Consider the following 17,284-nt stretch of genomic DNA (forward strand, 5'->3'; position numbering starts at 1 on the left):
GATTCGGGGAGAGAAGTGCTGACATTCGTCGTCACCATGGTCGTTCTGCTGGTTCTGTCGGGCCTCGTGCTGCTCGCCGTGGCACGCGGTGAGGGGAAACATTTCGGGTAGCCTCCGGTCATGAGGCGGCTGATCTTCCAGGAGTACGTGACGCTCGACGGGTACGCCGCCGGGCCGGACGGCGGGCTGGAGTTCTTCGACGCGATCGGTGCAGCTCCCGACACCGACAACCTCGAGCTGCTCGACAGTGTCGACACGATGCTGCTCGGCGCGGAGACGTACCGGTTGTTCGCGGGATTCTGGCCGACCGAGGCGTCGGCCGGCGAGCCGATCGCCGAGAAACTCAACGCGCTCCGGCTGGTGGTGGTCTCGACGACCCTGACGAGTGCGCCGTGGGGCGATTACGAGCCCGGCCTGGTGGTCCGGGACCTGGACGCGGTGCGTGCGCTCAAGGCGGAGCAGACCGGCAAGGACATCATCCTCTGGGGCAGCATCACGCTGTTTCAGTCGTTGCTGCGGGCCGGGCTCGTCGACGAGGTGCAGCTGCGGATCTGTCCGGTGCTGCTGGGCGCCGGCAAGAGCGCGTTCCCGAGCGGCGGCTCGCCGGTGGCGCTGGAGCTGGTCGAGGCGCGTCCGTGGGGCGTGGGCGGCGTGCTCGTGCGGTACCAGCCCCGCTGACTGACCCAGCTAGCTGACCGCGTCGACGATCGCCTTCACGATCGGTGCGGCGACGGTGATCGTCGGCACCACCAGCAGCGCGGCTGCCCCGGCGTACGTGATGGCGGAGAGCGTGGGCTCGTTGGCCGGCGGTCCGGCGAGTCGTTGCACTCTGAGGACAGTGGCGGACTTGGCTGCGGCCAGGGCTGCTTCCGGAGCGGGTGCACCGGCAAGTGCGACCAGGGCACGCGCCAGCGGGCGAGGGCCGTTGCGGCGGCGTGCGTCGTCGTCGGCGAGCAGCTCCACCAGCGTGCGCGCCTGCTCCAGCGCGATGTCACTACGCACCCAGCGTGGGAAGGCATGGTGCAGCGCGGTGAACTCCTCCAGCACCAGGTCATGACGCGCCCGCAGGTGAGCCTGCTCATGCGCGAGCACGGCCTTCAGCTCACCGTCGTCGAGTCGATCCAGCGCACCGACCGAGACGACGACCCGGGCGCCCCGCAGCGCCGGCAGGCAGTACGCCAGCGGTGTCTCCTCGGCCAGCACCCGGAGTCCGGGGATCAGGCCGTCAGGCGTTGCCAGTACGTCGACCAGATCGCGGTGCCGCCTGCGTCGAGCCCGAGTACCGACGGCCACGCGGCCGATCGCCCACAGCAGTCGCACGACGACCAGGGCGACCATGGCGAGGATCACCGCGGCCAGCAGGTCCCGTGGCGACGACGGGTCGAACCGCGGCTCACCAGGCCTGCCGGCGATCGAGTACGACAGGGCGATACCGGAACCGAGCGCGGCCAGTACGGCGGCCAGTGCAATCGCCTGCCACAGGATCACCGCGGCGCGCGGGACCCGGTACGGCCAGTCGGCACGAGCCAGCAGGGCCGGTGCCGGGCCGGTGAGCACCAGCGCCAGAACGGCCAGCAGGACCGCGGCGGTCACCCGGCCGGCTCCTTGCCGTCCAGCTGGGCCAGGGCCTCGCGGAGCAGCGCTGCCTCCTCGTCGGACACCTGACCGACGAAACGGACCAGCGCCTCCCGGCGGTTGCCCGCGCGGTCGAGCGCGTCCCGCATCAGGCCGGCGGCCATCTCCTCGCGGGGTGCGGCTGCGCGGTAGCGCCAGGCCTTGCCGTCGCGCTCGCGCTCGGTCAGCTTCTTCTTCGCCAGTCGGTCCAGGACAGTCATCACGGTCGTGTAGGCGAGCTCACGGGTCCCCGCCAGGTGCTCGTGCACCTCGCGCACGGTCAGTGCCTCCGGCGCCGCCCACAGCTGTTCCATGACCAGCCGTTCCAGGTCGCCCAGCGGCCGCGGTGCTCTCTCCTCACTCGCCACGTGACCAGTATAACTACGCGTCGTAGTAGATCCGCGCTAGCATCTACTACGAAACGTCGTAGATGCCCCGGGGAGGGCTTTGTGGACACCCTGGATCTGGCCCGCTGGCAGTTCGCGATCACCACCGTGTACCACTTCTTCTTCGTACCGGTGACGATCTCGCTGGTCGCGATCACCGCCGGACTGCAGACCGCCTGGTACCGGACCGGGAAGGAGAAGTACCTCCGGCTGACGAAGTTCTACGGGAAGCTGTTCCTGATCAACATCGCGATGGGAGTCGTCACCGGGCTCGTGCAGGAGTTCCAGTTCGGGATGAACTGGAGCGACTACTCGCGGTTCGTCGGGGACGTGTTCGGCGCCCCGCTGGCGCTGGAGGGGCTGCTCGCGTTCTTCCTCGAGTCGACGTTCATCGGCTTGTGGATGTTCGGCTGGGACCGGCTGCCGAAGCTCGTGCACCTGGGCTGCATCTGGATGGTGGTGCTCGGCACGCAGCTGTCGGCGTACTTCATCCTCGCAGCGAACTCCTGGATGCAGAACCCGGTCGGCTTCCGCGTGAATCCCGAGCGCGGCAGGGCCGAGCTGACCGACCTGTGGGCGGTGCTGACCAACAAGGTCGTGCTGGTCACCTATCCGCACACGATCTTCGCCGCGTTCATGGTCGGCGGCGCCTTCGTCGCCGGGGTCGCGTTGTGGCACCTGATCCGGCGGCCGGACACGGACCGGGCCGTGTTCCGGTCGGCGTTGAAGATCGGCGCGTCGATCGTCCTGGTCGCCAGTGCGGGTGTGGCGATCAGCGGTGACCTGCAGGGCAAGGTGATGACCGAGGTGCAGCCGATGAAGATGGCCGCGGCCGAGGCGCTGTACGAGACCGAGAAGCCGGCGTCGTTCTCGGCGTTCACGATCGGGACGCTGGACGGGTCGAAGGAGATCTTCTCGATCAAGGTGCCGTACCTGCTGTCGTTCCTGGCCACCGGGCACTTCGACGGCGAGGTGAAGGGGATCAACTCGCTGCAGGACGCGTACGAGCAGTTGTACGGGCCGGGGTCGTACAAGCCGAACATCCCGCTGACCTACTGGACCTTCCGGCTGATGATCGGGGTCGGGATGGCGTCGGCCGCGGTCGCGCTGTGGCTGCTGTGGACCACGCGGCGCGGCCGGGCTCCGGCTCCGTGGCTGATCTGGCTCGCGGCCCCGCTGCCGCTGCTGCCCCTGGTCGCGAACACCTTCGGCTGGATCTTCACCGAGACCGGACGGCAGCCCTGGCTGGTGTTCGGTCTGTTGCCGACCGCCTCGGGCGTCTCACCCGGGACGACCAGCGGTGAGGTGATCACGTCGCTGGTCGGGTTCACCGCGCTGTACGGCGTACTCGCGGTGGTCGAGACCAAGCTGCTGCTGCGGACGATCCGGGGCGGCCTGGCCGGGACGGACGCGCCACCGCCGGACACGGAGCCGGAACAGCCCGACAAGCCGCTGTCGTTCGCGTACTGAGGGGTTCGAGATGGAACTGACGACTGTGTGGTTCGTCGCGATCGCGACACTGTGGACCGGGTACTTCGTCCTTGAGGGCTTCGACTTCGGCGTCGGGATGCTGTATCGCGTGCTCGGCCGGAACGAGCCCGAGCGCCGGGCCGCGATCAGCACCATCGGGCCGGTCTGGGACGGCAACGAGGTGTGGCTGATCATGGCCGGCGCGGCCACCTTCGCGGCCTTCCCGGAGTGGTACGCGACGCTGTTCAGCGGGTTCTACCTGCCGTTGTTCGCGATCCTGGTCGGGCTGATCCTGCGCGGTGTCGCGCTGGAGTACCGCGGCAAGCGCGACGAGCCGGTCTGGCGGTCGCGGATGGACGCGATGATCGTTGTCGGCTCGCTGCTGCCGGCCCTGCTCTGGGGTGTTGCCTTCGGCAACATCGTGCGCGGCGTGCCGCTGGACGCCGATCACGAGTACGTCGGGAGCTTCGGGACGCTGCTCAACCCGTTCGCCCTGCTCGGCGGGCTGACGTTCGTCGCGGTCTTCGTCACCCACGGCGCGATCTTCCTCGCGCTGCGCACCACCGACGAGCTGCGGGTCCGCGCCAACCGGCTCGCCACCCGGACCGGTGCGCTCGCCGCCGTCCTCGCGATCGCCTTCCTCGCCTGGGCGCAGGCGTTGCGCGGCGACACCGTCTCGGTGGGCGTCGCGATCGCCGCCGTGGTCGCCTTCGCCGCCGGCCTGGTCGCGAATGTGCTGCGCCGCGAAGGCTGGGCGTTCGCCGGTACGACGTTCGCGATCGGGCTGGCCGTCGTGTCGCTGTTCGTCGCGCTGTTCCCGGACGTGATGCCGTCGACGCTCGATCCGGGGTCGACGCTGACCGCGGTCGAGGCGGCGTCGTCGGCGTACACGTTGAAGGTGATGACGATCATCACGGCGATCTTCATGCCGCTGGTGCTGCTGTACCAGGGCTGGACCTACTGGGTGTTCCGTCAGCGGGTCGTGGTCGCGTGAAGCCGCTCGACCCGCGGCTGCTGAGGAGGGCTCGCGGCGCCCGGGTCTTCCTGGCGGCGTCAGTCGTGATCGGTGTTCTCAGCGGCGTGCTGATCATCGTTCAGGCGGTGCTGCTGGCTCACGGCATCGCAGGCGTCGTACTGCGGGGCAGTGGAGTGGTCGCAGTCGCCTGGGGCCTTGCTGCTGTCATGGCCGGGCGGGCGTTGCTGGTGTGGGCGCAGGAAGTGGTCGCGCAGCGGGCTGCAGCTGCGGTGAAGTCGACGCTGCGACGGCAGGTGCTGGAGCACTCGCTGAAGCTCGGGCCGGTGTGGCTGAGCGGTGAACGCAGCAGTGCGCTGACGACCCTGCTGACAAAGGGCCTGGACGATCTGGACCCGTACTTCGCTCGCTACCTGCCGCAGCTGGTTCTCGCGTCCACGGTGCCGGCCGGAGTGATCGGGTGGATGGCGACCGGGGACCTGATCGCCGCCGGGACAGTGCTGATCACGTTGCCGTTGATCCCGATCTTCATGGCGTTGATCGGCTGGGTGACCCAGGCGCGCAGCCGGCAGCGTCAGCACGCGCTGGCCGTCCTGGCGCATCACTTCGCGGACGTGGTCGGCGGGCTGACCACGCTGAAGCTGTTCGGTCGCGCGAAGGCTCAGGAGCAGGCCGTACGACGGGTGACCGACCGGCATCGTGCCGCGTCGATGGGCAGCCTGCGGATCGCGTTCCTGTCGTCGTTCGCCTTGGAGCTGCTCGCGAGCCTGTCCGTCGCGCTGGTTGCCGTCGGCGTCGGTCTGCGGCTGGTCGACGGCAAGCTGGGACTCGAGACGGCGCTGATGGTGCTGATCCTGGCGCCGGAGGCCTATCTGCCGCTGCGGCAGGTGGGCATGCAGTTCCACGCCAGTGCGGACGGGGTGGCGGCGAGCGAAGAGGTGTTCCGCGTGCTGGAGACACCGCTGCCGGTGCGGGGCGAGCGCACCGACGTACCGGACCTGAGGGTGAGCTCGCTGCATCTGTACGACGTGACCGTGCGCTATCCGGGACGGGACGAGCCGGTGCTGGACGGGTTCGACCTGGAGGTGCGCCCGGGCGAGGTGGTGGCGCTGACCGGCCCGAGTGGTGCCGGCAAGTCGACGGTGCTGGCCGTACTGCTCGGGTTCGTCCAGCCGGAGCATGGCGTGGTCGTCGCCGGTGGCAGCGCGGCTGACGAGTTCGACCCGGTGGAGTGGCGACGGCAGTTCGCCTGGGTGCCGCAGCGTCCCGGGCTGCGGCTGGGGACTGTTGCCGGCAACGTACGGCTCGGCCGGCCGGACGCGTCGGACGACGAGGTGCGCCTCGCGCTCCTCATAGCGGGCGCCGCCGACCTGCCCCTCGACAAGGCAGTAGGCGAGCAGGGCCAGCAACTGTCAGGCGGCCAGCAACGCCGAGTCGCCCTGGCCCGGGCCCTCGTCACCAACGCCCCGGTTCTCCTCCTGGACGAGCCCACTGCCGGCCTGGACAGCAGCACAGAAGCTGAAGTGATCGCCGGACTACGTGCCAGCGGCCGGACAGTCCTCATGGTCGCTCACCGTCCCGCGTTGATCGCGTCGGCCGATCGCACGGTCGCCGTTTCCGCCCGAGAGCTGGTGAACGCGTGAAGCGGAAAACCGCCCTTGATCCCCTCGTCCGCCCGCAGGGCGCCGTTTGGTGGCGGCTGGCGCTGGCGTTGGTGCTCGGTGTCGCGGCGGCCGGGTCGGCTGTTGCTCTGCTCGCTACCTCGGCCTGGTTGATCACGGCAGCGTCGGCGCAGCCTCCGGTGTTGCTGCTGATGGTGCCGATCGTGGCGGTACGTGCCTTCGGTGTCGGGCGCGGGGTGTTCCGGTACGTCGAGCGCCTCGTCGGCCACGACGCGGCGTACCGGGTCCTGGGGGAGACCCGCGCACGGATCACCGGACGGCTGGAGAAGCTCGCACCGCTCACCTCACAGCGAAAGGGCGACCTGCTCGCTCGGCTGGTGCTGGACGTGGACGCGGTCCTCGACCTCTGGCTGCGGGTCCTCCTTCCCGCCACCGTCGCTGCCGTGACTGCGGCTGCCACAGTGGCGCTCCTCGCGATCCTCTTGCCAGCAGCCGGTGCTGCGGTCGCGGTCGCAGTCCTGATCGCGTGCACCGTCGTACCGTGGCTGACCGCCCGCACTGCGGAGCGGGCTGAGCGCCACCTGGCAGGTGCCCGTGGTGACGTCGCGGCCACCACGACCGAGGCCCTGCTCACGGCCGCCGATGTGGTCGCCTACAACGCGATCGACACCGTGCTGAACGACTTCAGCCGCCGTGACGCGCGACTGGCCGCGGCCGAACGCCGGTCGGCCTGGAGCGCCGGTCTCGGCGGCGCACTGCTCGTCCTCTGCGTCGGCGGCGCCAGTATCGCCGCCCTGGTCCTCGGGAGTACGGCGAACATCACCGGCGCCGTCTTCGCCGTGCTGGTCCTCACCCCGCTCGCCCTGGCCGACGTACTGGGCGGACTCCCCGCGGCAGCGCAGCTGGCCATCCGCGTACGGGCGTCCCTCGACAGAGTCCAGGAACTGGTCGACACGCCCTCCCCGGTGAGCGAGCCTGTCGAGCCGCTGCCGCTCCCGGCCGGGCGCGATCTCCAGGTGCGGCTGCTTCGAGCCGGGTACGACGACAGCGACGTGCTCGACGGACTGAACCTCGACGTGCCCGCCGGGAGCCGGGTGGTGATCACCGGGCCGAGTGGCTCCGGCAAGAGCACGCTGGCGTCGGTGCTGCTGCGGTTCCTCGAGCCGCGCGGGGGAGAGGTCCTGCTGGACGGTGTCGACGTGGCCAGGCTCCAAGGCGATCAGGTGCGCTCCGTTGTCGGCCTGCTCACCCAGGAGAGTCACGTGTTCGACACGAGCATCCGGGAGAATCTGCTGCTCGCGAAGCCGGGGGCCAGCGATCTCCGGCTGTGGGAGGCGCTCTACCGGGCGCGGCTCGGGGTGCTCGTCGAGAGTCTCCCGGACGGCCTGGACACCATGGTCGGCGAGCACGGTGCGCGGCTGTCGGGCGGTGAGCGCCAGCGTCTCGCGTTCGCGCGGCTGCTGCTCGCGGACCGCGATGTGCTGGTCCTGGACGAGCCCACGGAGCACCTGGACGAGGAGACCGGCCGTGCGCTGCTGGCCGACCTGTTCGAGGCCGCAGGCGAGCGGACTGTGGTCCTGCTCACCCACCGGCCGGAGCTGGCGCCTCCTCACGTAACGCGACAACTGGTTTGCCTGACGTGACAAATGCGGGCGGCGGGCCGGGTGTCTGTCAAGATGGGGAATCGTGTTGACCCCACTGCTCGTCTCGCTGCTTCTCCCGCTACTGACCGACCAGGCTCTGATCACGATCGTCGTCGCGATCGCTGTCGTGCTGGTCGTCGGCACCACCGGCCTGGTCGTCGCGCGGCGGCGCCGTGCCGAGCTGCCACCGGCCGCGCCGAAGCCCTCGGTCGAGGCCCCCGAGCCGAAGGTCGGTGAGGACGCGGAGGAACCGCGGGACACTCCGACCCGCACGCTGGAGGACACCGCACTCCCGGAGCCGGACACCGCCGTCGTCGAGAAGCCGGAGTCCGCGCAGGGCCGCCTGGTCCGGTTGCGCGCCCGCCTGGCGCGCTCGCAGGGCTCGCTCGGCAAGGGCCTGCTCGCGCTGCTGTCCCGCGACAAGCTGGACGAGGAGGCGTGGGAGGACATCGAGACCACGCTGATCACCGCCGACGTCGGTGTGGCGCCCACGCAGGAGCTGGTCGACAAGCTGCGCACCCGGATGCGCGTCGAGGGCGTCGGCGCCGCCGAGGCCCGCGAGATCCTCCGCGAGGAGCTCATCGACCTGGTCAACCCGTCGCTGGACCGGTCGCTGAACGTGACCCGCAAGGAGGGGCAGCCGGCCGTCGTACTGGTCGTCGGCGTGAACGGGACCGGCAAGACCACCACGGTCGGCAAGCTGGCCCGGGTGCTGGTCGCGGAGGACAAGCACGTCGTCCTGGGCGCCGCGGACACCTTCCGCGCCGCCGCGGCCGACCAGCTGCAGACCTGGGGTGAGCGCGTCGGCGTCCGGACCGTGCGCGGGCCGGAAGGCGGCGACCCGGCCAGCATCGCGTTCGACTCGGTCAAGCAGGGCATCGAGGAGGAGGCGGACGTCGTCCTGGTCGACACCGCCGGCCGCCTGCACACCAAGACCGGCCTGATGGACGAGCTCGGCAAGGTGAAGCGGGTGATCGAGAAGACCGCCGAGGTGGACGAGGTCCTGCTGGTCATCGACGCCACCACCGGCCAGAACGGCCTCACCCAGGCGCGGGTGTTCGCCGAGGTCATCGACGTCACCGGCCTGGTGCTCACCAAGCTGGACGGTACGGCGAAGGGCGGCATCGTGATCGCCGTGCAGCGCGAGCTCGGCGTCCCGGTGAAGCTGGTCGGCCTGGGCGAAGGACCCGACGACATGGCACCCTTCGACGCGGAGCAGTTCGTCGACGCCCTGCTGGACTGATGTCGAGAACCCGCTCGCGGCTTCGTCTCCCGGGTAAAGGCTCCACGAGGAGGAGAAGAACATGACCAAGTTCATGCTGCTGATGAACATGGACGGCGGTAACTGCGACACCCCGATGCTGGAGTGGGACGAGGCCGACATGAAGGCCCACATGCAGCACCTCGAGAACCACGTGGCGCGGCTGAAGCAGAGCGGTGAGCTGGTGGAGGTCAACGCACTCACCTGGCCGAAGCACGCCAAGGTCGTGCGCGCCGCGAGCGTGGCGGCGCCTGTGCTGACCGACGGGCCGTACGCGGAGTCCAAGGAGGTGCTGGCCGGTTACATGATCGTCGACGTCGAGTCGGAGGAGCGGGCGATCGAGCTCGCGGCCGAGCAGTCGATGGCCCCCGGACCCGGTGGCGTACCGCTCGAGCAGCCGATCGAGGTGCGCAGGTTGATGGACTCGGATGGCGACCTCCACGACTTCTGACCACGCTGACGGTCCGGGCCACGAGCTGGAGGACCTGCTGCGCGAGCTGACGCCGCAGGTCCTCGGCGCGGTCGTGCGCTGGTCCGGCGACTTCGCAGCGGCCGAGGACGCCGTGCAGGAGGCACTGCTCGCCGCCGCGACCACCTGGCCGCGCGACGGCCGGCCGGACAGCCCGAAAAGCTGGCTGATCCAGACGGCGTCGCGGCGGCTGATCGACGAGGTCCGCCGGCAACAGGCACGCCGGCGCCGTGAGGAGCGGGCGGCGCTGCGCGAGGTGCCGCTCGGAGAGGTCGAGGAACGCGACGACACGCTGCGGCTGCTGTTCCTGTGCTGCCACCCCGCCCTCACACCTGCTTCGGCGATCGCGCTGACGCTGCGGGCGGTGGGCGGTCTCACCACCGCGGAGATCGCCACCGCGTACCTCGTGCCCGAAGCGACGATGGCCCAGCGGATCAGCCGGGCGAAGTCGAAGCTGAAGGGCACCAGCTTCGAACTGGACGCCGACCCGGACCGGCTGCGCAACGTGCTGCACGTGCTGTACCTGATCTTCAACGAGGGTTACACCAGCACGAGCGGACCTGAGCTGCATCGCAGCGATCTGTCCAGCGAGGCGATCCGTCTGACGCGCGCCGTACGGGCTCAGCTGCCGGAAGACGGTCAGGTCACCGGACTGCTCGCGCTGATGCTGCTGACCGACGCACGGCGTGCCGCACGCACCGGCAAGACCGGAGAGCTGATCCCGCTGGCAGACCAGGACAGGTCGCTGTGGGACCGCGACCAGATCACCGAGGGCGTCGGGCTCGCGGTGGAGGCGTTCGAGACGCCGCCGCTCGGCGAGTACCAGATCCAGGCGGCGATCGCCGCGCTGCACGACGAGGTGGACCGCGCCGAGGACACCGACTGGCCGCAGATCCTCGCGCTCTACGGCCTGCTGGAAGACCTGTCCGGCAACCCGATGGTGAAGCTCAACCGGGCGATCGCGGCCGCCATGGTGGACGGCCCGGACGCCGGCCTGAAGCTGCTCGAACCGCTCGACGAGGAACTGGCCGGCCACTACCGCCTCGACGCCACCCGCGGTCATCTCTACGAGATGCGCGGCGACAACGAGGCCGCCGCCGAACACTTCCGGGCGGCGGCCCGCGGTACGACGAGTCTGCCGGAGCGTGACTACCTGATGACCAAGGTCGCGTCGCTCAGCTGATAGGCCGTGAAGTGTGGTGGTTCCCTCGATAGCGGCTGGAGTCGGCCGGCGCGTGGGAGGTGTCAACGTGGAGCACGCGCAGCGCAGCGAGCATGTACGACGTTGACGGCGATGAGCGCAGGCTGATGCCTGGGCCGTCGAGGGGATGGTTCCTCCGCGCCGGGCCGGGGGTGGCGCGGGTTCACACCCGTGTAGGTGGGGAGGCCGTGCGATGTCGTTGCTTCAGGTGGCTCTCGAGCCGTCGACGTTGGTGGTGGCTGTCGACCCGGGCAAGGTGATGAACCGGGTCTGGGTCAGTGACGGTTCGGGTCTGTTGGCCGATCCGGTGTCGCTGCCAGTTTCTCGTGCCGGGGTGGAGGGTCTGGAACAGATACTCGCCGGCCGTGGCGAGGGGTGCGCTGGGCTGGTGATCGCGGTCGAGGCGACGGGGAGCCTGCATCGGGCCTGGGCGCATGAATTGGAGCGTCGGCATCCTGGTGGAGTGCGGTTGTTCGCGCCGTCGGAGACCAAGGCCGCGCGGATCCAGCTGGGGTCGGGCAGGTTCAAGACCGATGACAGGGACTGTGCGGCGTTGACGTATCTGGCCCGCCAAGGCGCGGGCCGGGTGCTGGTGGATGAGTTGGAGGTGGAGGCGTTGCGGGCGGTGGTGCGGCACCGACGCGGGCTGGTCGCCGACCGCAAGGTGGCTCAGCAGCGTCTGCACGACCAGCTGAACAACCTGGTTCCCGGGCTGTCCGCACCCGCCGGGCACGCTGGGTATGGCCGGAGCCTGGCTGTTGAACACCCGTCCGGGCAGGCGGTACTGGCCTGCGCCGCGGCGTTCGCCGGGCGGCCGCCCTCGGTGCGGTCGCTGCTCGCCCGTGCGCCCGGACGCCTCACGAAAGCTGACGCGCAGTACTGGGTGGAGCGGTGGCGAGGGTGTCTGTCACCACCTCACGACGCCGAGCGCAGAGCCCGCCGATTGGCCACCGACCTGGCACGTTACCGGGCGCTGTGCAGCGATATCGCCACGCTGGAAGGCGAGATCGGTGACCTGCTCGCCGGCACCGATGGGCAGATCCTGACCACCCTGCCCGGCGTCGCCGTCGTGCGTGCGGCCGCGTTCGCCGCACACAGTCTGCCGATCGACCGGTTTCCCGACGCCGACCATCTGTACTCCACCACCGGCCTGGCCCCCGCGCTCTACCAGTCCGCGACCCTGCACCGGCGCGGCCGGATCTCCCGCCAGGGCCTGGCCGAGCACCGCGACGCCCTGATGGCCATCGCGTGGGGACTGTCGGTGTTCTCACCCTCGTTCGCGCAACGCGACCGTGAGTACCGTGCCCGCGGCATGAAACCGATCCAGGCCCGCGTCGCCCTCGCCCGCCACGCTTGCCGTCTGGCCTACCGGATCCTCAAGACCCAACAACCCTTCGACGAAGAGGCGTATCGTCGAGGAAGGCACAGCCGCGGACGGTGACGGCCGGCACAGCTATGCCGCACGCCTCAGAACGTGACGGCGCAACCTAGCTTGCCGCCCGCCCGCGACTGGGCCCCCGCACACGGCGCACACGAAAGCCTGCGGCCACCGGACCGCGCCTGATCAGCCTGCCGATCCGCCCCAGGGGCCCAACCCGCGCCATTCCTCGCACCAACCTCATCGCCAAACCAACGCCGTACAAACAAACCGCCCGGCGTCATTACCCCCTACCCAACCTCACCCTTGACTCCCGGCGGGAAAGCTAGTGCGGCGGTGACCGCCGACGCGGGCCCGGGAGTCGAGGACGGCATTGTCCGCCGCGGCGGACAGGTCGTTCCACCACAGGACTTCCCCGGACGGCGTCTGGTCCGATTCCGCGGGTGCTTCCGGCAACTTGCCGAGTCGCTCCACCTGCTCGGCCAACGCGTCGAGCACCGACCGCAGCTGGACGTGTGCGACCCGGGTGAACGTTCGCACGTACTCGAGTTCGGCGACCGGGGCATCAGCGGCCGGCATCTGATTCACCGCAGACTCCACGGATTCGCGCGCCTGCTTCAACGCATCACGCTGTTGCGACCGTGCGTTGTCCACCAGGTCCTTGGCGTACTGCTCCGCCTCGGCCACCAGATTGTCCGCGATCTGTTGCGCCTGGCTGAGCAGTCCGACCGCGTGAGCTGTGATGTGCGCCCGCTGCTCCGTGTCCGTCGTACTCGCGCGCAGCCGTTCGACCTCCGCGCGTAGCTCTGCCCGGTCCGCGTCGGCGTACTCGACCTGCTCGGCCAGCTCGTTCAGGTACTCCGAGACCTCAGCAGTATCGTAGCCCTTCCGCCGGATGGCGAACAGCTTGTTCCGGATCGAGTACGGCGACTGGGCGGGTCTCCGGCTGAACGGGTCTTGGCGCGTCACTGCTGACTCCCTGCCGAGGTCGTGATCCCCAAGGATTCGCTGTGGATGTCGGTGGCCGGCATGCCGGCCGCGGTGAGCTCTGCGACGGTGTGCCGGACCATCCCGGGCGAGCCGCACACCAGGACGGTGCGGTCGGCCCCAGAGCCCTGGGCGGCGGCGACAGTCCCCACCAGGCCACGCTGCCCTGGGTACGACGTGTCGTCCGACACCACTGGTGTGTAGCTGAACCACGGCCGCTGGGTCAGGTTGGTCAGCTGCTTGTGCTCGTAGAGGTTCCACGGCATCCGGGCCCCGTGGAACAGATGCACGCGCGGCACCGGGCGGGTCGACGACTGCCGGTCGAGGTGCTCGAGCATCGCCCGCAACGGCGCCAGTCCCGTGCCCCCGGCGATCATGACCACGTCGCGGCCGGGGTCCTCCGGCAGCTTGAGCGACTCTCCGACCGGCGCACCGATGCGGACCGCGTCACCGCGCTTCAGTGAGCGGACGGCGGGTCCGCTGACCTGACCGCCGGGGACCAGGCCGATGTGCAACTCGATGGATCCGTCCGGCCGTGGCGCGTTCGCCGGACTGTAGTAGCGCCACCGCCGTGGCCGGTACGGGATCTCCATCGCGACCGACTGGCCCGGCCGGTAGTCCAGCGGCTGCTCCGGGCGGATCTGCACGATGGTCACGTCCATCGTGCGCCGGTCCACGCCGAGCACCTCACTGGACCACCAGGCGGGCGCCTCGTCCTCGGCCGACTCTTCCGCGGCTTGGACCATCACGGTCGAGACCAGTCCGTATGCCTCGGCCCAGTCGGCGGCCAGCTCGGACGTCCAGGCGGCACCGAGGAAGTGCTGCAATGTCGCGAGCAAGGACGCGCCGACTGCCGAGTAGTGCTCGGCCACGGCGCCGAAGCGCCGGTGGTCACGGCCCAGTTGCTGCAGGAACGGCACCACCTGGTCGAGCTGCGTGGCGTTGCTGACCACCGCACCGAGGGCACCGACGAGCTTGTCGCGCTGCGCGGCCATCGCGACCGGGAACATCTCCCGGACCTCTGGGTGCGACAGGAACAGGTGTGAGTAGAAGAACAGCGGCACCTCGTCGCCGGCCTTGGCGACGAGGGCCCAGCTGCTCTTCAGTGCGTCCGGGTCCATCCCGGCTTCAGCTGGCGCTGACGACGTCGCCCTGGGTCGCGCCCAGCGCCTTCACCACCCGGCCGATGATGTCGTCCTGCACCTGGTGCGCCTCCAGTGCGCCGACCAGGTGCACGACCACCTTGCCGAAGTCGCCCGCGGTGATGCCACGACCCTTGTGGGCGTCGGCCAGCTCCTGGCCTTCGTACGTCACCGGTCCGCCCATCACCTGCGACACCAGCTGCACCTGGTGCCTCTTGAGCCGCACCAGGTCGCTGTTCGCGAAGTACCCGGACAGGTCCGGATCGGCGAGGACGTTGCGATAGAAGAGCTCCACCACCGAAGCGATCGCCGGACCACCGCCGACCGCGTCGTAATCACTGTCCCCCGTCGTGCCGGCCTGTGTCTGATCGACCACGGCGCAACCATCTCCCAACCTCGAAATCGGTCCCCGAGCGGTGACGATCCGAGCACTCTCAGAGGGTCAAGGTCAAGCCGAAGACCGGTAATTCCCGTAATCCGTCCGATGATCGTGCCGCCTGGTTTGAGTCCGTGCACCGTGGGTAGAACAACTGTTCAATAGAAGGTTGCCAGAGGCAATAATCAAATGTATTGTCCAAACGCGGTCAGGTCGTCGTCGGTTGCGAGGAGCAACCGGAGGAGGATGCGTGCCTTGTACGGGTCGAGGAAGCCGCCGTCGATCAGGCCGCGCTGCAACAAGTCCGTCTCCGAGCCGGGGGAGTGGTAGGTGTTGCGGACGACGGAGCCGGCGCCGGTGCGCGACGTGAGGACGACCGGGATCCGCGATGCCAGCTCACCGAGCACCGGTGCGAGCTTGGCGGGCACGTGCCCGACGCCGTACCCCGCGACGACCAGACCCTGGTGCGTGTCGGCCAGGCCCTGCAGCAGTACGCCGTCGTCGTCCAGGGTGACCGTGTAGAGCGCGACACGGATGTTGTCGAGCTCAGCCGGCTCAGCACTGCCCTGCACGCCGTCCAGTCGCAGCGGACGCGTGAGGACGCGGACCTGGTCCTCGACCACGTGGCCGATCGGGCCGGTATTGGGTGACACGAAGGTCGCCGTACTGGTGCTGTGGGTCTTGCGCACCCAGCGGGCCGCGTGGATCTCTTCCTTGAAGACGACCAGTGTGCCGAGGTCGCGGGCCGCGGGGGAGCAGGCGACGCGGAGTGCGGCCAGCAGGTTCGCCGGGCCGTCCGGGCCGGCCAGTGTCGGATTGCGCATCGCCCCGGTGAACACCAGCGGCTGCGGGTGCGGCCACACCAGGTCGGCGAGGAAGGCACTCTCCTCGAGTGTGTCGGTGCCCTGGGTGACCACGACTCCGACGGCTCCGGCAGCGACGGCCTTGGAGGCGGCGTCGACGACTTCGAGGATCTTGGCAGCGGTCAGGTTCGCGCTCGGGACCTTCTCGATGTCCTGGATCTCGACCGGATGGCCCAGCTCGGGCAGGCCGGGCATGGCGGCGGTGAGGTCGTCACCGGTCAGCCGATGGGCGCCTGCCATCGAGATGGTCCCGCCCAACGTGAACAACGCGACACTCACTGCTTGTCTCCTATCGGGTCCGCGCTCTGACGTGCATCCGCTCCCCTTGCGGGCCGTATAGACATAGCAGTTCTGCCGGTCCAGGGCCCGGGTTGGCGAACCAGTGCGGCACCCGGCAGTCGAACTCGACCGCCTCGCCCTCCTTGACAACGAAGTCCTGATCGCCGAGTTTCAGCCGGATCCGTCCCGACAGCACGTAGAACCAGTCGTAGCCCTCATGCGTCTTCTGCTCGACGTCGTGGCCCGGGTAGCCCTCCGGCAGGACCTGCTTGAACGCCTGCAGCCCGCCCGGCCGCCGGCTCAGCGGGATGTGCACGGTGCCGTGCCGCCTGATCGGCTTCGGGTAGATCCGCGGGTCGCCGGTCGGCGGTGCGTCCACCAGCTCGTCCAGCTGCACCTGGTGCGCCCGAGCCAGCGGCAGTAGCAGCTCCAGCGTCGGGCGGCGCTGCCCGGACTCCAGCCGGGACAGGGTGCTGACCGAGATGCCAGTGGCCTCGGACAGCTGGGCGAGGGTCGTGCCGCGCTCGCCGCGGAGCGCCCGCAGCCGCGGCCCGACCGACTCGAGAACTTCCTCGTCGTTTGCCATACCAGCAACAGTACTTGTCGAAAATGAAAATCACCACGCACCCTGGGGGCAGACCTGGAGACAACGGAGGAGTCCCGAGATGACGAAGTACGACGTGATCGTGATCGGCGGCGGTGCGGCCGGGCTGAGCGGAGCGCAGGCGCTGGTCCGGTCCCGCCGGTCGGTGCTGGTGGTCGACGACGGTTCGCCGCGGAACGCGCCCGCCGACGGCGTGCACAACTTCCTGACCCGTGACGGCGTACCGCCGCGCGAGATCTACGCGATCGGCCGCCAGGAGGTGGAGGGATACGGCGGCGAGTTCGTCGACGGCACCGTGACAACGGCCCGGCGCGACGAGGATGGCTTCACAGTGGAGCTGGCGGACGGTACGGCGTACCGGAGCAGGCGGCTGCTGGTGACGACGGGGCTGACCGACGTGCTCCCCGACGTACCCGGGCTGGCCGAGCGGTGGGGCAAGGACGTGGTGCACTGCCCGTACTGCCATGGGTGGGAAGTGCGCGACCAGGCCATCGGTGTGCTGGCGACCAGCCCCATGGCACTGCACCAGGTGCAGCTGTTCCGGCAGCTGAGCGATGACGTGACACTGTTCCTGCACACCGCGCCCGAGCCGACCGACGAGCAGTGGGAGGAGCTGGCTGCTCGCGGAATCTCCGTGGTGCAAGGGAAAGTCGAGCAGCTCGAGGTGACCGACGACCGGATCTCCGGCGTCCGGCTGGAGGGCGGCAAGGTCGTACCGCGGCAGGCGCTAGCGATTCAGACCACTGTGCGGGCCCGTGCGGGTTTCCTGGCCGACCTGGGTCTGGAGCCCACCTTGGTGGAAGCGAACGGCGTAGAGGTCGGCACCGCGGTGCAGGTCGACGGCATGGGCGCCACGCAGGTCCCGGGTGTGTTCGCGGCCGGCAACGTCGCCAATCCGATGGCTCAGGTGATGCCCTCCGCGGCCGCCGGACTCATGGCCGGCGCCGGCCTCAACTTCGACCTGATCTCCGAAGAGACACGGCTGGCAGTAGCAGCCCGCAGTAGTTGAGGAGTTG

The 17,284-nt window shown here is 69.6% G+C and carries 17 protein-coding genes; 10 read left to right on the top strand and 7 right to left on the bottom strand.

What is annotated here, in order from left to right:
- Positions 1-120 precede the first annotated feature (120 nt).
- On the top strand, positions 121-678 hold the full coding sequence (locus tag ABZX12_RS32220) for a dihydrofolate reductase family protein (protein ID WP_355699218.1): 558 nt from the start codon (positions 121-123) through the stop codon (positions 676-678).
- 9 nt (positions 679-687) lie between these two features.
- Here the strand turns inward: ABZX12_RS32220 and ABZX12_RS32225 are convergent, their stop codons facing one another.
- The gene (locus tag ABZX12_RS32225; RefSeq protein WP_355699219.1) at positions 688-1,593 is read right to left on the bottom strand and encodes a M56 family metallopeptidase; all 906 of its coding nucleotides are present in this window, start codon (positions 1,591-1,593) and stop codon (positions 688-690) included.
- The gene (locus ABZX12_RS32230; RefSeq protein WP_355699220.1) at positions 1,590-1,982 is read right to left on the bottom strand and encodes a BlaI/MecI/CopY family transcriptional regulator; all 393 of its coding nucleotides are present in this window, start codon (positions 1,980-1,982) and stop codon (positions 1,590-1,592) included. The genes ABZX12_RS32225 and ABZX12_RS32230 overlap by 4 nt, the downstream gene beginning before the upstream one ends.
- An 81-nt stretch (positions 1,983-2,063) precedes the next feature.
- Between ABZX12_RS32230 and ABZX12_RS32235 the strand changes: the two genes are divergently transcribed.
- From ABZX12_RS32235 to ABZX12_RS32270, 8 genes are all read left to right on the top strand, one after another.
- The gene (locus ABZX12_RS32235; protein ID WP_355699221.1) at positions 2,064-3,470 is read left to right on the top strand and encodes a cytochrome ubiquinol oxidase subunit I; all 1,407 of its coding nucleotides are present in this window, start codon (positions 2,064-2,066) and stop codon (positions 3,468-3,470) included.
- Between the two features lie 10 nt (positions 3,471-3,480).
- Positions 3,481-4,464, top strand: a complete 984-nt coding sequence (cydB, locus tag ABZX12_RS32240; RefSeq protein ID WP_355699222.1) for a cytochrome d ubiquinol oxidase subunit II — start codon at positions 3,481-3,483, stop codon at positions 4,462-4,464.
- On the top strand, positions 4,461-6,086 hold the full coding sequence (gene cydD, locus ABZX12_RS32245) for a thiol reductant ABC exporter subunit CydD (protein WP_355699223.1): 1,626 nt from the start codon (positions 4,461-4,463) through the stop codon (positions 6,084-6,086). Before cydB ends, cydD begins: the two co-directional genes overlap by 4 nt.
- A complete protein-coding gene (gene cydC, locus ABZX12_RS32250) occupies positions 6,083-7,708 on the top strand; it encodes a thiol reductant ABC exporter subunit CydC (protein WP_355699224.1) in 1,626 nt (541 codons plus the stop codon). Before cydD ends, cydC begins: the two co-directional genes overlap by 4 nt.
- A 40-nt stretch (positions 7,709-7,748) precedes the next feature.
- The gene (gene ftsY, locus ABZX12_RS32255; RefSeq protein ID WP_355699359.1) at positions 7,749-8,951 is read left to right on the top strand and encodes a signal recognition particle-docking protein FtsY; all 1,203 of its coding nucleotides are present in this window, start codon (positions 7,749-7,751) and stop codon (positions 8,949-8,951) included.
- 61 nt (positions 8,952-9,012) lie between these two features.
- Positions 9,013-9,420 (top strand): YciI family protein, encoded by a 408-nt coding sequence (locus ABZX12_RS32260; protein ID WP_355699225.1) that lies wholly within the window; start codon positions 9,013-9,015, stop codon positions 9,418-9,420.
- The gene (locus ABZX12_RS32265) at positions 9,398-10,621 is read left to right on the top strand and encodes a sigma-70 family RNA polymerase sigma factor (RefSeq protein WP_355699226.1); all 1,224 of its coding nucleotides are present in this window, start codon (positions 9,398-9,400) and stop codon (positions 10,619-10,621) included. The genes ABZX12_RS32260 and ABZX12_RS32265 overlap by 23 nt, the downstream gene beginning before the upstream one ends.
- Positions 10,622-10,832: 211 nt before the next feature.
- Positions 10,833-12,080, top strand: a complete 1,248-nt coding sequence (locus ABZX12_RS32270) for an IS110 family transposase (protein WP_355699227.1) — start codon at positions 10,833-10,835, stop codon at positions 12,078-12,080.
- A 237-nt stretch (positions 12,081-12,317) separates the two neighbouring features.
- Here ABZX12_RS32270 and ABZX12_RS32275 read toward each other — a convergent pair whose 3' ends face one another.
- The 5 genes from ABZX12_RS32275 to ABZX12_RS32295 all read right to left on the bottom strand — a co-directional run bounded on the left by ABZX12_RS32275 (position 12,318) and on the right by ABZX12_RS32295 (position 16,250).
- On the bottom strand, positions 12,318-12,986 hold the full coding sequence (locus ABZX12_RS32275; RefSeq protein WP_355699228.1) for a DivIVA domain-containing protein: 669 nt from the start codon (positions 12,984-12,986) through the stop codon (positions 12,318-12,320).
- On the bottom strand, positions 12,983-14,125 hold the full coding sequence (locus tag ABZX12_RS32280; RefSeq protein WP_355699229.1) for a globin domain-containing protein: 1,143 nt from the start codon (positions 14,123-14,125) through the stop codon (positions 12,983-12,985). The genes ABZX12_RS32275 and ABZX12_RS32280 overlap by 4 nt, the downstream gene beginning before the upstream one ends.
- A gap of 7 nt (positions 14,126-14,132) precedes the next feature.
- Positions 14,133-14,522 (bottom strand): group 1 truncated hemoglobin, encoded by a 390-nt coding sequence (locus tag ABZX12_RS32285; protein WP_355699230.1) that lies wholly within the window; start codon positions 14,520-14,522, stop codon positions 14,133-14,135.
- A gap of 185 nt (positions 14,523-14,707) precedes the next feature.
- On the bottom strand, positions 14,708-15,664 hold the full coding sequence (locus ABZX12_RS32290; RefSeq protein ID WP_355699231.1) for an asparaginase: 957 nt from the start codon (positions 15,662-15,664) through the stop codon (positions 14,708-14,710).
- A gap of 10 nt (positions 15,665-15,674) precedes the next feature.
- Positions 15,675-16,250 carry a helix-turn-helix transcriptional regulator gene (locus ABZX12_RS32295; protein ID WP_355699232.1) on the bottom strand — a complete coding sequence of 192 codons (576 nt, stop codon included), beginning with the start codon at positions 16,248-16,250 and terminating at the stop codon, positions 15,675-15,677.
- 79 nt (positions 16,251-16,329) lie between these two features.
- On the opposite strand from ABZX12_RS32295, the gene ABZX12_RS32300 reads away from it, so the two are divergent.
- Positions 16,330-17,277 carry an NAD(P)/FAD-dependent oxidoreductase gene (locus ABZX12_RS32300; RefSeq protein ID WP_355699233.1) on the top strand — a complete coding sequence of 316 codons (948 nt, stop codon included), beginning with the start codon at positions 16,330-16,332 and terminating at the stop codon, positions 17,275-17,277.
- The last annotated feature ends 7 nt before the right edge of the window (positions 17,278-17,284 follow it).

This window comes from Kribbella sp. NPDC003505, assembly GCF_040610875.1.
Taxonomy (GTDB): domain Bacteria; phylum Actinomycetota; class Actinomycetes; order Propionibacteriales; family Kribbellaceae; genus Kribbella.